The organism is Nonlabens sp. Ci31 (assembly GCF_012974865.1).
GTDB lineage: Bacteria > Bacteroidota > Bacteroidia > Flavobacteriales > Flavobacteriaceae > Nonlabens.
The window spans coordinates 555,187-570,275 of record NZ_CP043633.1 but is presented as its reverse complement, the minus strand read 5'-3'; the positions used below and the strand labels follow the sequence as shown (position 1 = coordinate 570,275).

Here is a 15,089-nt window from a genome sequence, read left to right as displayed (position 1 = left end):
GGTTTTTTCTAGTAGAATACAGTTCTATTATCTTCAATTTCTACGGACTTTTTCAAAGCTTCTACAAGTTGAGAAGTAGATTGATTTGCAGATTGTATTGCAATAGTATTTGCATTTGCTGCATAGCTCTGCAAATCTGGAGCATTTTCAATAGCGATTACTTTGATGACAAAAACACCATCTACTCCAGCGATAGGCTTAGAGGTAGCGCCCTGTGCAAGACCAAATGCTGTACCTACCACTAGTGGCTCTTCACCTACTCCAGGAATAGTTGGGTTCTTGCGGTTTACGGTAGAAGCTGTTTTAGTAGTTTGTCCTTGGTTGGTTGCAATCTCGGCAATGTCTTTGGAATTGATTTTATCCATAATCAGTTGCGCTTTCTTCTTTTTCCTTAAGATAGGTGCCACTTTGGAACTAGCTTCTTCACTAGACATGTTTCCTGCTTCACTCTTTTTGGTAATCTTTACGATGACATATCCTTTTGAAGTTTCAAAACGGTCTACATCGCCTAAAGAACGCTCTTCATTAAATGCCCATTTAACGATACTTCTGTTTTTACCTATTGTAGGTAAGGTTTCATCAAGTGTCTTTAGATTTTTAACTGGCGTCGGAGTAACTCCGTTTTCTTTTGCAAGAGCAATAAAGTCTCCTGATTTTGCTGCTTGCTGAAACTTTACTGTTTTCGTATACAAGTCTTTTCCAGTTTGTTTAGAAGCGAGTATTTTTTTAGAAACAGTGGCTAGTTTAATAGCGTCTTTTGCTGCTGCAACATCATCTATTCTTATAATTTGATAACCGAATATGGTTTCTACTACACCTATTGTTTCTTTATCATTTTCATATAGGAACTCGGTAAATTTAGGCGAATAATTTCTTGCATTTCCAGAATAGATGACCCAACCGATGTCTTGACTGTTTGCTACTTCTTTATTTTCTTTAAAGTAGTCAAATTTAGAATCAAAGCTTGCTTTGTTTTGTCCTATGATGTTAAATATACTATCGGCTATTTTCTTAGCAGCTTCTTTATTTCTAGTAACTGAAGAAGCAGTTCTTTGAGCACCTGCATAATCAATGACGATACGTCTGTTTTGTACACTATCATTAATCACCTTTTTGTTTTCAATAAGTGATAACTTCATATATTCTCCATCTTCATACGGTCCAAATGTTTGTCCTTTCTCTAGTGAGGTTACAGCCATTGCTGCCGCAGGTAAGTTAGAAACCATGGTATAGCGATTGTTGTAAGGCAAGTCACTGTTTTGAGATACATAAGCTTCAAGATTTGTCGCGTCGGTAATTGCAGGAATGGTATAGTCTTTATTCGTGCTTAGATTGCGTTGTGTTTGTGTAGTAAGCAATTTATTCAAGTCGGTTTTAAGAGCCTCTTTGTCAGCTGGAGATGCGTTGTCTTCAAAAAGAACAAATTCTATATCTCGTTGTGCTTCTACTTTAAACTGGTCTTTGTGCTGGTCTACATAGGCATCAATTTCTGACTTAGTAACTTCTACTAGGCCGTCTGCAATGGTGTTGTATGGAATATTAACAAATGTAAAAGAGCGCATGTCGTTCTCCATTCTGTATTCCATCTCGCCATCTACATTTGTAGCGATAAGACCTGATTTTAATAAATTGAAAAATTGTTCTTGTCTAGCATTTGCTGCGATATCTAAAACATAATCATTCCATACAGATGGATCGATACGATCTACTTCAGCCTTGAAGGCTGCCTCAGAGAAGGAACCGTCTTCGTTTTGAAATTGTGGATTGCTCTTGTAGTTTGCTTTTACTATTTCTGCAACTCTTTCATCTGTTACTTGAATTCCTGCAGCTTTGATTTGTTGATCTAGCACCGCGTTCCTTACTTCTTGTTCCCAAACAGAATTTACTGCCTGCACTTGGGATACATTAGCACCTCCACGTTGAGAAGCATTTTCTACTTTTCTCGCAAAATTCTCTCGATCAATTTCTGTATCACCTACGTAACCTACAGCGTCAGACTGTTTTTGTCCACTTGAGGTGAGGACACCTTGAATAATAAATGCAAATAATGCTAGTGCAATTACTAAAATCAGAATAACTCCTTGATTTCTAATTTTACCTAATATCGCCATGGTCGTTTATTTAATTTTTTTTGATGAGGGCGAAAATAGTGTTTTCCGCCTAATAATTAAAGCATCAGACTGCTTTAAAACTATGTTTTTAAAGATTAAATAGAATAGCGTAGAGGAACTTTGTGGTTTCCGCTTTCGCGAAAGCGAGATACCTATTTCCCTCATAGGAAAGTAGCATGTTAAAGTGGCGTTTAAAATACTAGTGAGATCACTCGATTTCTCCTAAGGTGAGATGGACTAAATCTATCTTATTATCTGATTTCTCTAGTATTTTATAGGTATTTCCATCAATGATAACAATGTCTCCTTCGTCTGGAATTCCTGCAGTTTCATTAACAATAAGACCGCCTAAAGTCTCGTACTGGTCGCTTTTTGGGAGGTCTAGTTTATAGTTTTCGTTAATTTGGTCTACTTCCAGGCGAGCACTCAATTTAAACTCTGTTTCACTGATTTGTTGATCGATTAATAAGTCAGAATCGTGTTCATCTTCAATTTCTCCGAATAGTTCTTCTATAATATCTTCTACGGTGATCAAACCACTTGTGCCTCCATACTCATCTAGTACGATGGCAATACTTTTATGTCGTTTAGTAAGTAGGCTTAAAACATCTTTTGCGAGCATTGTTTCTGGAACATTGATTACGTTACGCTTAACCTTTTGGACACTTTTAGGGGATTTAAATAGGTCAAAACTGTGTACATATCCAGTAATGTCATCTATGGTGTCCTCGTGAATAAGTATTTTTGATAAACCTGTGGCAACAAACTTTTTATTCAGCTCTTTTACTTCGGTATCTTGATGTACTGATATCATTTCTGTTCTGGGGACCATGACCTCACGGGCTTTGAGACCGCCAAAATCTAAGGCGTTCTGAAAAATCTGGATTTCTGTATCGAGATCTTCTTGCAGTTGGACACTTTCCATCTGCTCAGTAATATAATTACCTAGTTCTAGTTTAGAAAAGGTTAATTGCAAGGCATCTCCATCTGATTTAAAAAAAGCTTTGAGTATAAAATCTGATATCTGTATACAAAACCAAGAAACCGGCCAGAAGAATAGGAAAAAGATATAGGCAGGAATGGCAAAAAACTTCAATAATTCATTGGCGTAGATTTGGAAAAACACTTTGGGTAAAAACTCTGCGGTAAGGAGAATTATTAAGGTAGTAAAAACGGTTTGAGTAAGAAGGTTATTTAAAGCATCGGAGTATTGAGGAAATGCCTCTACTAAAAAACCACTCATTAACGTCTCCATAGCAAATCCATAGATCACTAGCGAGATGCTATTACCTATAAGCATGGTGATAATAAACTTAGAAGGCTGTACGGTAAGCTTGCGCAGTACGCGTCCTATGAAGTCATTTTGTCGTTTTTCTAATTCTATATGGATCTTATTAGAAGACACATAAGCGATTTCCATTCCTGAGAAAAAAGCACTCAAGACCAGCATTAAAACGATGATAAGAATCTGTAGGAGCATTGTTATTTATTGCGTTCTTCAAATCTACGACGAAAACGTCGCTTAAAGAAGAACATAAACACAGCTACCGCTGCCATTCCAAAAAGCATATAGGATTGATTGGGGTTCTTACTTAATTCTATAAAGCCAGTAATTATAAAAGCGGTTGCAAAAATTAAATAAGCATACTCGAAATATTTAAAAAATTTACTCATTGTTTTGATTTTGATATAAAGGTATCGTCTGGATTTCTCGCTTGGTAAATCTTAAGGTCTTCACTTGCGTCCAGAACAGTTGCTGTAATACGTCCTACTTCTTCTTTTGTTTTAGGGTCTTTCAAAACAATTTCAAAGGGTGGTTGGTTGGTAAAAATCCATTTTGCGGTCTGGTCCCAGTACAGCTGTTCTCCTGTAAAGGTATTTCCATCACTGGTGATGATTTTTACATTTCCTTTTAAATCGACCAAATTGGTTTTGTCATACAAAGTACCAGCGTTTGCGGTAATGGTAGTTACCTCTGTTTGATTATTTCTGTATTCGTAGACTTCTACTTTTATTCCATCTGGAAATTGCGTGTATGGGAATTCATCATTAGAAAAGTCCAGCATTTTTTTTCCTTGCAGCGTTAATTTTAATTTGCCGCTGTCGGTATGTTTTAATAGCATGTTTTCTCCTTCACTTGCAGGTTCGTTAGAAGCTATTTCCATTTTTTGAATCTCCTTAAGATTATTATCACACGATGCTAAAAAATAGATCACGGCTAGTGCCGTGATCGTGATTTTTAATATGTGAAAATATGACCTCACTAAAAGTTAGGTATTCTTACAGATTCTCCAACCCAGCAATTAAATGTGATGGTGTCACCAGTATTATAGTTACTGTTAGAAAAGACATCTCTTTTACCAGGTGCAGCACCGTTATATGCCGCTGCAGCTCTTGTTGCATTGCTTTTTAATGAAGGATCTACTCTTGCCGCTTTTTCAGCATAACGAGCAGCTACCCAGTTAACAGCTCTTTTCTCAAATGGATTTGATCCACAGCTACCGGTGCTTTTAGCAATCATTTCTGCAATTCTTAAATAAGGTAATCCAAAAGATGGTCTTAAGGCAGTTGCATTAAGGTATTCTCTTCTAGCGCTGCCATACTGACCTTGACCTCTATAGATATTGCCTTTCTTGTAATAGATAGTGGCTTTGGAATCATTATCTATCCCTAATTCAATGGCTTGATCCCAATATTGAAATTTCTCTTGGGTACTATCTGCGATATTACCCAGTCCTAACGCTGTTTTTGCACTTGGATTAATGGCGTGTAATGCTTTTACAGATTTTATGTAAAGGGGTGCGTCTGTACAGTCTTTCTTTTGTAATCTAACCAACACGTTACTCAACCATTCTTTACTATCTTTATTGATGTCAAACTCTGCATCGTACAAAGGAATTAATTTTTCACAGTCTGCTAGTTCTCCTAGTGTTCCATTTACACTACCCATCACTATACTGTAATTTTTAAGGTTAGCTTCTTGGTACCCGATTGTCTTTTCCTCTTTTTCTGTAAGAGCAATAGTTTCTTGTTTTAGCAGTAAATCGGCTACAACTTTAGATCTTTCGTCTTGAAGAGACTCTATATGACTTGTCAATTTATCATAGATATCAAAAAGTAATTGTAGATCTAATTGACCGACTTCGAACTGCTTTTCAGCAAGCGTAAAGTAGGTGATCATTACTTTAGGATCTGTAAAGTTGTCCTTGTCTTTGTCGAAGTCTCTGTTCAGGATATTGAACTGATCTTCTTGAGTCCCAATATTGTATTTATACATTACAGAAACCATTTCTGTTTCTTTCTTAGTAACGTTAACTAAGTCTGGATACTTTGTAACTTCTGTTTTAAGCATCTTAATCAACCCATCTACATTTTCATTAACATCACCTATTTCGTTTTTCAATCTGTATTCATAAATCATTTCTCCGTACTGGTAGATGGCAGCACTTTGATCAGGACATTTTTCAATTAAAGGTCCTAATTGCTTGTATGCCGCTTCATATCTTTTTGCTTTTGCATCTTCTGCAAATAAGCTTAACATGATATTGCAATCTCCTGCTTCTTGCGCTTTCGCGAAAGCGAAACTAAAAACAGTTAAGGCTATAAGTAGGGTATTTTTAAGTTTCATAATAATGATTTGTATTGTTCTTAATTATATTTTCTTTTAATGAACCAAGTGTCGTTTAGAGATAGTCCAAGGGAGAAGTTAAAAAATGTTTCTCTAATCAGTCCAGCATCTTGAGTACCTCTTTGTCCGAGTTCAAACCCGACGTTTGCGTTTGAAAAACCAGTTCTACGTCCGATAGGTAGTCCTAAACCAAAAGATATGCCAAACTCATTTATACTTGAAGAATTTATACCATCCCCACTCACTTCAAGGCCTAGCTCTTCATAACGTATTCCGCCTCTATAAACTACGCGATCCCAATACTTTGTGATACTGTTATAGTTAGGAATATAAAACCCGCCAACCCTATAAGATTGAGCATCGTTAAATGTGGTTCCTGCTGGTGCAAATGATCTGGAGCTAATGGCACTACTACCCTGAATAGAGTACTCTGCACCTAAATTCCATTTAAGAGGTTGACCAATAGTTACTCCAAAAGTTAATTCGGAAGGTAGTTTAAGGTTTTGCTCACCAAATTCGGTATCTCTAGCACTTACAATATTCTCATCAAGGCTTGGGGTAAGTAAGAAAGCAGATAAGGTACGCTCGTTTTTTGCATTTAAATTACTTTCTGGACTGTATACTGCGCTTGCTTGAAGCTCAAGCTCGTCACTGATCATTTTTTGATAATGCAATCCAAAATTAAAGGAGGCACCACTGAAATCTGTTTCATTAACTTCATTAGTACCGAATTGGACGGTGTTAGTTGCAACACTGGAAGAGTTGGTTTCTTCTCCGAAGTTGTATCTGAATTCTCCACCTAAACTTAATTCTGGAGTTAATTTATAACCAAAGCCAAAATAAGCTCTGGTGATACTTCCTTCTCCTGTAAATCGAGAATACAATGCATCTGTTATACTTCCTATTTCATAACCCACAGAATTGAACGGTACAAGACCGAAGCCGAAACCAGCTTTTTTACCTACAGGAATACCTATACTTACGTATTCAATGGTTGTGGCATCGTAGGAATCACTCTCGGTTTCTGTAGAAGCCCACGTTTTAGAATGAACAGCACCTAGTGAATAGGTAGTTACCCTAAGGTTTCCATAGGCTGCTGGGTTTCTTAAATTGATATGGACACTATCTACGTAAGTACGCATGCTCCCCATACTGCGGTTTTCTATCGTGCCTTTAAAGGTTTGTTGTCCTAAACCAAAGAAGGAATAGGGTGATGAAGTGCGCGATTGAGCAAAGCCGTTTAAACTGGTTAAAATCACTACCGCGATTATTAAACTTCTGATCATAGGTTTTTATTAAATAGGTACAAATTATAGATGCCCTGTAGCATCAAAAAAGGCGTGGCAAAGAAACGGTTTTTTAGTTGTTTTATCAAGAGCTCGCTATCACCACCGGTTATAAATACTTCTAAATCTTTATGAGACTTTTTATAGCTCTTAATAACTCCTTTTATTTCTAAACTCAATCCGTTCATAACTCCACTGTGAATCGATGTTTCAGTTGTGTTTCCAACTATTTCTTTTACTTCTTGTGGTTCTAATAACGGTAGGTTTGCCGTAAAATTATGGAGTGATTCATAACGCAATCTTAATCCTGGAGAAATGGCACCACCACGGTAATTTTTGTCTTCGTCTATAAAGTCATAAGTCACGCAGGTACCAGCGTCTATCACAAGTAAAGGCTTATTTTTACCCGATAAAAAAAGTGCTCCAGCGACTAGTGCCATGCGGTCGTTACCCAACGTTAAGCTTTGATAATGATTGTTAAATGGCAATTGTATACTGCTGTTAACTTCAAAAACTCTTTGGAATTTTACTTTGAGGTATTGTAATAATTCTTTTGGGAATTTACCCACATTACATAGTGCCACTTCATTTATATCTGGATAGATGTCTAAGAGGTTTTGTAAGTCGGTAGTGAAACTGCTGAGGTTGGATCGTTTGGCTTTATAAATATTTAAATGATCCATTACAGCAATCTTGATGGAGGTGTTACCTATGTCTATCGCTATAATCATAAGAATATCAAATTACGTAATTAAATAAAACCTTTTTTAAAAACAAAAAGCCCGATCTTCAGATCGGGCTTTTGTGGTACCTCCAGGAATCGAACCAGGGACACAAGGATTTTCAGTCCTTTGCTCTACCAACTGAGCTAAGGTACCTTTTGCTCGTAAGCGGTGGCAAATTTACATAATTATTGATTTGATAAAAGCTTTTTACTACTTTTTTTAAAAAAGATTTTAAGAAAGCCATTCTTGGTCTTTTAATAGCCGCTCTAATCCCATTCCTCGAGATCCTTTTATCAGTATAACTTGCTCTTTGTCAGTATGTATTTTATAAGAACTACAGAAATCATCTAAACCTTTAAATTGTAGTGCATAACTTGTTGTGGGTTTGCTAAAATGCTCTCCTATTAGGAAAATGTCATTTATTTTTAAATCCTCTGCTAGTTTGGTGATGTTTTGATGCTCTTCTAAGGTGTATTCTCCTAGTTCAAACATGTCTCCTAATACAGCTACTTTATGAGGGTATTCTTGTATTGCTAGGTTTTCTATAGCCACCTTCATACTGCTTGGATTTGCATTATAGGCATCGAGAATGATTTTTGTTTTCCCTACTTCAATAATTTGAGATCGATTATTACTGGGTACATAACTTTTTATTCCTTCAACAATGTTTTCTAGCTTCATATCCATTATAAGCCCCATTGTGAATGCAAAGAGCGCGTTGTGATAATTATATACTCCTGTAAGATGTGTTTTAATCAAGTTGCCTTCTGTGATAAATGTAATAAAGGGTGTTTCCTGATATAAACTGGTGTTTTCAGGGGTAAATACTTGTTGAATTCCAACTGATCTTACGATCTGTTCTGGGTCCCATCTTCCAATAATAGCGGTGCCCTTGGATTTTCTTAAAAAATCATAGAGCTCGCTTTTACTGGTTTTAACACCTTCTACACCTCCAAAACCCTCTAAGTGGGCTTTGCCATAATTAGTAATTAGACCAAAATTAGGTTGTGCAATCTCACATAAAGCAGCTATTTCTTTGGGATGGTTGGCTCCCATTTCTACAACACCTATTTGATGACTAGAGTTAAATGACAGTAGGGTAAGAGGCACACCTATATGATTGTTGAGGTTTCCTTCTGTTCCTTTTACGTTGAACTGAGTCGATAAAACCGACAGTATGAGTTCTTTTGTAGTCGTTTTACCATTGCTACCAGTTAATCCTATTATAGGTATATTGATATGGTGTCTGTGAAATGTTGCGAGTTGCTGTAAACATTGTAGCACCTCTTTTACAACGGTAACCCTATCATCTTTATCCCATTTTGAATCGTTACTTACTGCATGAACAGCTCCTTGTTTAAGAGCTTCCTCCATATAAAGATTACCGTCAAAATTTTCCCCAGAAAGGGCAAAGAATACTTGTCCTTTTTCTATAGTTCGGGTGTCTGTATTTACTCCAGTAGAGCTAAGGAATATTTGATGAAGCAGGTCGATCATAAAAGTTCATTTTTTGGGTATTAAAAAAGCCCTTAAAAATAAGGGCTTCTTTATAATTATAAAAGTACTCGTTTTAATTATCGAGGAGTTTTTGTCTTTTTAGCTTTAGAGCCAACTCTTGACATCGCACAACGGAAACCTAAGTCATCCTTTGCCATATCTTGAGGGTAAGACCTTCGTGCTGCTGGATCTAACCAGTAGGCTCTGTCTCTCCAGGAACCACCTTTGATAACTCTTACTTCGTTGTTGATAAGGGAAGTTCTATTGGAGTTTGTGTCATACTGACGATCTAAATTGCCTAATGAGTCGATACTGACCGTGTGATTAGGAGAATTGTACATTCTGTTACTAGGATCGTTTTGTGCTTTTTCATCTGATGCAAAATATTTTGTAGACTGTGCATCACCATCACGGAAATCACGGTTGTCACTTCTATCAAAATTGGTCCTTAAGTAGGTCTCATCAGCATCTACAGCTTCTTGTTGGATCTCTCCTGGGAAAGCGCGAGCAATCAATTTACCGTTGCTTAGTGTGTCATAAGGGATAGAATCTGTACTTACTATAGCGATCATTCCATCTTTACCTATTTTATTTCTCGTATAAACGTTACCGCGGTAGTAGTTAAAGTCATTGAACTCATCATCTATCATAGGGCGATAAACATCAGCAACCCATTCAGATACATTTCCAGCCATTTCATAAACACCAAAATCGTTAGGTTCATAGAATTTTACAGGAGCAGTAATATCTGCACCGTCATCACTCCATCCGGCAATACCACCGTAATCTCCATCACCTTGTTTAAAATTGGCTAAATGATCACCTCTAGTTTTGCGTTTTCCGCTTCTGGTATACTGTCCATCCCAAGGGTATTTCTTTCTACCTCGGTAAGAATTGTATTCACGTATGCTTCCTAAACCTAAAGCCGCATATTCCCACTCTGCTTCAGTAGGTAATCTATAGCCAGGTAAAATAATACCGTCTTTTCTTGTTACGTAAAGGCCTTTCACCTCTGTACTGTCTTTAGCGGCTCTTGCCTCTTTCTTTTTTTGTAATGAAACAGATCTTTTCCCTCCTTTAGTTAGGGTAGAATCTCCTCCGTAAGCTAGGATAGGCGCGTTTAAATAGGTTTCTGTGTTAAAGGTTTTTGATGCGTCTCTTGTAGATAAAACATCTTTACCTGTATAACCTTGTTCGTTGAGGATAAGCTCATTGACACGTTCTGTTCTCCAGTTGGCAAATTCAACAGACTGGATCCATGTAACACCTACAACAGGATAGTTTTGGTAAGCAGGATGACGTAAGTAATTCTTCGTCATCTCTTCGTTATAACCTAAACGGTTCCTCCAAACGAGTGTGTCAGGAACGGCTCCGTTATAAATATTACGGTATTCTTCATCTTCTGGTGGAAAAACCGCTTTGATGTATTCTAACATTTCTAAATACATTCCGTTAGTCACCTCGGTTTCATCTATATAAAATGATTGTACGTGCTGTTGATTAGGAGTATTGTTCCAATCGTGCATAGGGTCATCTTTTACGCGACCCATAGTGAACGTACCACCTTCTATAAATACAAGACCAGGGCCAGTGTCCTGCTCTTTGTAGTTAGTGTTTAATTCAAATCCGTTTTTACCCGTTACGTCCCAACCGGTTCCACGAGATGTATTGGTGTAATCGTTTCCACCACCACAACTCAGCATCGCCGCACTGGCGAAGAGAGCAAAGACTGCTTTTACTGCAAAGTACTTCTTCATTTTAGGAATTTGTTTTGAAAAATGAATCGCAATATAATTATTTCCCTCAAATACGAAAGCATTAATTAACATTATTCGCATTACATTTGTCGTTCAAGCATATTAAACGTCGACGAAAGGGGTTTATTATTCGATTTCATAAAACTTTGTGAATATTATTTACATACTAATTACTCGTAAGGACCGTTAAACTATCGATGAGGCATTTTTTATCTTATATAATCTTCTTTTTAAGCGGTGTGGCTCTTGCCCAGAGTGGTAGCGAGTTAGTTGAATGGCGTGGATTTACATCTTTTGATATAGGCAATCAGCAGTTGGAGGTCCCTTTTTTTAACCAAAATAATATTTTTAACGGTGAAGAGTTACTTTGGTCTAAAAGTTTCCAGGTCAATCAACGAGTGAACGAATTTTCTGTCAATATCACCAATTTAAGAACTCAAAACATCAGCAGTTCAGAATTAGGGCAGCTGGATCGTTCACTAATTCCTAATAGGTTACAATATACTTTGAGAAATGCGCTTTCGCGTAAGCGTAACTATGCTCAACTGAATATCTCTCCCATATATAAAGAAGGAAATCAGTTCAAAAAGGTACTGTCGTTTAATTATACCTATGAATTTTCCCCATTTACTGCTCGGGCCAAGAATGCGAGTTTTGGCAACTCTATATTAGCCTCTGGAGATTGGTACCGATTCAAAGTAGATAAAACAGGAGTGAACCGCATCAACAGCTCTTTTCTTTCTAACTTAGGAATAGATGTGAGTCGGATGGACCCTGCTCGAATTAAAATATATGGTCATGGTGGTAAATCCTTGCCATTGGTCAATAGTGATGAGCAGTTTTACGACCCGCCAGAGATTGCTATAACGGTAACCGGTGCTACTGACGGTCGTTTTGATAGGAATGACCAAATTTTCTTTTACGGTACCGCTACAGATTCTGATTATGTATCAGAAAATGATAGTTTTATCAATCCATATACAGACGATTCTTATTATTACATCACCGCAGATGGTGTGGCAGGGAAACGTATCTTGCCTCTTATTCAACCTACTGGTGTGGCTGCGATTACTTATGACTATTATTACGCAAAACAGCACTACGAGGTAGATGAAAGAAATATTGCCTCCATAGGTCGTATCTGGTATGGAGAGCGTTTTGATTTTGAGCCCGAGCAGTCTTTTGAATTTGAATTTGAAAATGTAATCAGTACGCTACCAGCAAGAATTAGAATCGCTACGGGTGCCGTAGCAGATAATGCTACTTCTATGTCATTTAACGTGAATGGGCAAACCATAGGAAGCTCCAATCTCTCTGGAATAGCCGGCCAAAACATACGTGCTGCAAGTCGTGCTATTTTTTTTAATAACAGTGCTAATATCAATTCAAGTGCTGTAACAGTTAGTCTTTCTTACGAAAATAACGGAAACCCAGGTGCTTCTGGGTATCTTGATTATATAGGTCTTGAAGTGCCGCAAAGTCTCACTGGGGTGGGGAAACAGTTTAGGTTTACTGTTCCTAATGCGACTTCTCAAGCAGGGGTGGTAGCATACCAATTCTCAAATGCTTCAGAGATCAATGAGATTTGGGATATTACAGACCCTTATAACGTACGTAAGGTTTCTAATACGGCTCAAAGTGCTGCTTTTTCTTTTGTGGATACCGCCGGTGAGGCCAAAGAATATCTGGCTGTTGATGCTACTGATTACTACAATGTAGTTTCTATAAGTAACAGCCGTGTCGCAAATCAAAATTTAAAGGGGACTATCTTTGATGATCGTTCTGGAAACTTTAGCGATATCGATTACCTCATTGTAACCCCACAATTTTTGCGATCTGAGGCACAACGACTGGCCAACTATCACATCACTGAAAGCAATCTCAATACTAAAGTGGTAACCTTGCAAGAAATCTATAATGAGTTCTCAGAAGGAAGGCAAGATATCAGTGCGATTAGAAATTTTGTACGCTACATTTATGACAACGCTTCTTCGCCAGCAAATAGGATTCAATTTTTGAATCTCTTCGGTGATGCGAGTTATGATTATAAGGACAGAATTAGAGTGCGTGATAATATTGTGCCGTCCTATTTTTCGGCAGAGAGTACTTCTTTAACCACTTCCTTTTGTACAGATGACTTTTTTGTTTTTATGGATGATGGAGAGGGTAATGTAGTAGCAAATGATTTAATGGATATTGCCGTAGGTCGTATGATCGTGAGTGATCTACAAGAAGCTAGGGAAATGGTAGACAAGGTAATTAGTTATACAGCAGAGCCTGCTTTTAATAAATGGAGGAACAATATCACGCTGATAGGAGACGATGTAGACATCGCTTCTGATGGTATTTTACAAGAAAATGTAAATGCCTTAGGTGATGAGATTTTCTTAAACCGTCCAGATTACAATATCAATAAAATCCTATTGGATAGTTACCAGCAATTCAGTACAGCGGGTGGTCCTAAATATCCTGATGCGGTAAATGATATTAGAGATGCTTTTGAACAAGGTTCTTTGGTGATCAATTATTTTGGTCATGGAAATGAAGATGGATTAGCAAGAGAATTTGTGATAACGCAATCCTTGGTAGAAAATCTGCGGAACCCAAATACACTTCCTTTATTTATAACAGTTACTTGTGAATTTACCCGTTATGATAATCCATTGCGAGTAAGTGGTGGGGAGTTGACATATTTGAATCCGCAAGGTGGTGCAATTGCCTCTGTGGGGACCAACAGATTGATTTTTGTAAATGTAGGTGCGGGATTTAATAATATTATAGATGAATATTTATTCAGTTATAATAATGTAGAGCCTGTCTCTATGGCCGAGGCTTTGAGACTTTCTAAAACAGATCCTCGTTTTCAGTCTAATTCTACTCGTCGGGTTATAGCGTTTGTAGGTGATCCTGCTTTAAAACTAGCTTTCCCTAAACCTCGTGTGGTATTGAACTCCGTAAATGGAAATCCGGTTGCGACCAATACAGACGTGCTTAGAGCTTTGGACCGAGTGACTTTAGGGGGTGAGGTGCAAACTTTATCTGGTACACGTATCAATGATTATGAGGGTACTTTGTTTGTAACCGTATTTGATAAAGACATCAGTCGGGAAACACTGGCAAATGATAATACCAGGGAGCAAACTGGTTCGGGCTCTCCGCCAGGGGCTGTTATCAGGTTGCAATTCAATCAGTTGGGGGAAGCTTTGTTTAGAGGCCAAGCAACGATCACTAATGGCCAATTTGAATTTGATTTTATCATGCCTCGAGATACACAAATCCCGATAGGCGCTGGACGAGTTTCCTTCTACGCCAAAAGAACCAACCTTGCAGAAGATCAAAACGGCTTTTCTCAAGACCTGCAAATAGGAGGTATTAACCGCAATGCTCCTGCAGATGATATAGGTCCAGAAGTAGGTTTGTTTATGAACGATACCAACTTTGTTTCTGGCGGTATCACCGATAGCGATCCTTTTTTATTAGCGTTTTTAAATGATGATAGCGGTATCAATACCTCAAGTGGTATAGGCCATGACATCACGGGGATTTTAGATGGAGATGAAACCAATCCGTTTATATTGAACGATTATTACGAAGCCGATGAGGATGATTTTACTAAAGGAAAAGTATTTTTCCCTTTAAGAGATATAGAGCCAGGATTACACACCTTAAAAGTAACTGCTTGGGACACTTATAACAACAGCGCAATGAATGAGGTTCAATTTGTTGTTTCAGAATCTGATGGAGTGGAGCTGACTAGGGTTTTGAATTATCCCAATCCGTTTACTACCTACACAGAGTTTTGGTTCAATCACAACCGACCTTTTGAGCCGCTTGATGTTCAAGTACAAGTAATGACTATAAGTGGAAAGGTAGTATGGAGTAAGAATCAGAATCTTACGACAACCGGTTTCACCTCTCGAGAAATTACTTGGGATGGTAGAGATGATTTTGGTCAACGATTAGGAAAAGGAGTTTATGTGTATAAGATTACCGTAAAATCTACGTTAACTAACAAGTCAGCGAGCAAGATTGAAAAGCTCGTTATTTTATAATAATATGGATTAACATATATTTGCGATCCCATA

The 15,089-nt window shown here is 37.6% G+C and carries 10 protein-coding genes and 1 tRNA gene; 1 reads left to right on the top strand and 10 read right to left on the bottom strand.

Annotated features, from left to right (window positions below):
- Positions 1–8: 8 nt before the first annotated feature.
- The 10 genes from F0365_RS02595 to gldJ form a co-directional block, all read right to left on the bottom strand.
- The gene (locus F0365_RS02595) at positions 9–2,111 is read right to left on the bottom strand and encodes a peptidylprolyl isomerase (RefSeq protein ID WP_169932220.1); all 2,103 of its coding nucleotides are present in this window, start codon (positions 2,109–2,111) and stop codon (positions 9–11) included.
- Positions 2,112–2,319: 208 nt separating this feature from the next.
- On the bottom strand, positions 2,320–3,591 hold the full coding sequence (locus F0365_RS02590) for a hemolysin family protein (protein ID WP_169932219.1): 1,272 nt from the start codon (positions 3,589–3,591) through the stop codon (positions 2,320–2,322).
- A gap of 2 nt (positions 3,592–3,593) precedes the next feature.
- On the bottom strand, positions 3,594–3,785 hold the full coding sequence (locus F0365_RS02585) for a hypothetical protein (RefSeq protein WP_169932218.1): 192 nt from the start codon (positions 3,783–3,785) through the stop codon (positions 3,594–3,596).
- Complete coding sequence (lptC, locus tag F0365_RS02580; RefSeq protein WP_169932217.1) at positions 3,782–4,375, bottom strand: LPS export ABC transporter periplasmic protein LptC; 594 nt, start codon at positions 4,373–4,375, stop codon at positions 3,782–3,784. The genes F0365_RS02585 and lptC overlap by 4 nt, the downstream gene beginning before the upstream one ends.
- Complete coding sequence (locus F0365_RS02575) at positions 4,375–5,739, bottom strand: hypothetical protein (protein WP_169932216.1); 1,365 nt, start codon at positions 5,737–5,739, stop codon at positions 4,375–4,377. Before F0365_RS02575 ends, lptC begins: the two co-directional genes overlap by 1 nt.
- A 20-nt stretch (positions 5,740–5,759) precedes the next feature.
- Positions 5,760–7,025 (bottom strand): hypothetical protein, encoded by a 1,266-nt coding sequence (locus F0365_RS02570; protein WP_240961839.1) that lies wholly within the window; start codon positions 7,023–7,025, stop codon positions 5,760–5,762.
- Positions 7,022–7,756, bottom strand: coding sequence for a type III pantothenate kinase (locus tag F0365_RS02565; RefSeq protein WP_169932215.1), 735 nt, complete (start codon positions 7,754–7,756; stop codon positions 7,022–7,024). The genes F0365_RS02570 and F0365_RS02565 overlap by 4 nt, the downstream gene beginning before the upstream one ends.
- A 74-nt stretch (positions 7,757–7,830) precedes the next feature.
- Positions 7,831–7,903, bottom strand: a tRNA-Phe gene (locus tag F0365_RS02560).
- Between the two features lie 78 nt (positions 7,904–7,981).
- Positions 7,982–9,247: a UDP-N-acetylmuramoyl-tripeptide--D-alanyl-D-alanine ligase gene (locus tag F0365_RS02555; protein WP_169932214.1), complete on the bottom strand. Its 1,266-nt coding sequence runs from the start codon at positions 9,245–9,247 to the stop codon at positions 7,982–7,984.
- 77 nt (positions 9,248–9,324) lie between these two features.
- Positions 9,325–11,004, bottom strand: coding sequence for a gliding motility lipoprotein GldJ (gldJ, locus tag F0365_RS02550; RefSeq protein ID WP_169932213.1), 1,680 nt, complete (start codon positions 11,002–11,004; stop codon positions 9,325–9,327).
- A 197-nt stretch (positions 11,005–11,201) separates the two neighbouring features.
- On the opposite strand from gldJ, the gene porU reads away from it, so the two are divergent.
- A complete protein-coding gene (porU, locus tag F0365_RS02545) occupies positions 11,202–15,056 on the top strand; it encodes a type IX secretion system sortase PorU (RefSeq protein ID WP_169932212.1) in 3,855 nt (1,284 codons plus the stop codon).
- The last annotated feature ends 33 nt before the right edge of the window (positions 15,057–15,089 follow it).

What these genes read in the sequence shown, in the direction of transcription:
- F0365_RS02565 (WP_169932215.1), bottom strand. Translation starts at nt 7,756, where the DNA reads ATGATTATAGCGATAGACATAGGTAACACCTCCATCAAGATTGCTGTA.
- F0365_RS02570 (WP_240961839.1), bottom strand. Translation starts at nt 7,025, where the DNA reads ATGATCAGAAGTTTAATAATCGCGGTAGTGATTTTAACCAGTTTAAAC.
- F0365_RS02590 (WP_169932219.1), bottom strand. Translation starts at nt 3,591, where the DNA reads ATGCTCCTACAGATTCTTATCATCGTTTTAATGCTGGTCTTGAGTGCT.
- porU (WP_169932212.1), top strand. Translation starts at nt 11,202, where the DNA reads ATGAGGCATTTTTTATCTTATATAATCTTCTTTTTAAGCGGTGTGGCT.
- F0365_RS02575 (WP_169932216.1), bottom strand. Translation starts at nt 5,739, where the DNA reads ATGAAACTTAAAAATACCCTACTTATAGCCTTAACTGTTTTTAGTTTC.
- F0365_RS02555 (WP_169932214.1), bottom strand. Translation starts at nt 9,247, where the DNA reads ATGATCGACCTGCTTCATCAAATATTCCTTAGCTCTACTGGAGTAAAT.
- gldJ (WP_169932213.1), bottom strand. Translation starts at nt 11,004, where the DNA reads ATGAAGAAGTACTTTGCAGTAAAAGCAGTCTTTGCTCTCTTCGCCAGT.
- F0365_RS02585 (WP_169932218.1), bottom strand. Translation starts at nt 3,785, where the DNA reads ATGAGTAAATTTTTTAAATATTTCGAGTATGCTTATTTAATTTTTGCA.
- F0365_RS02595 (WP_169932220.1), bottom strand. Translation starts at nt 2,111, where the DNA reads ATGGCGATATTAGGTAAAATTAGAAATCAAGGAGTTATTCTGATTTTA.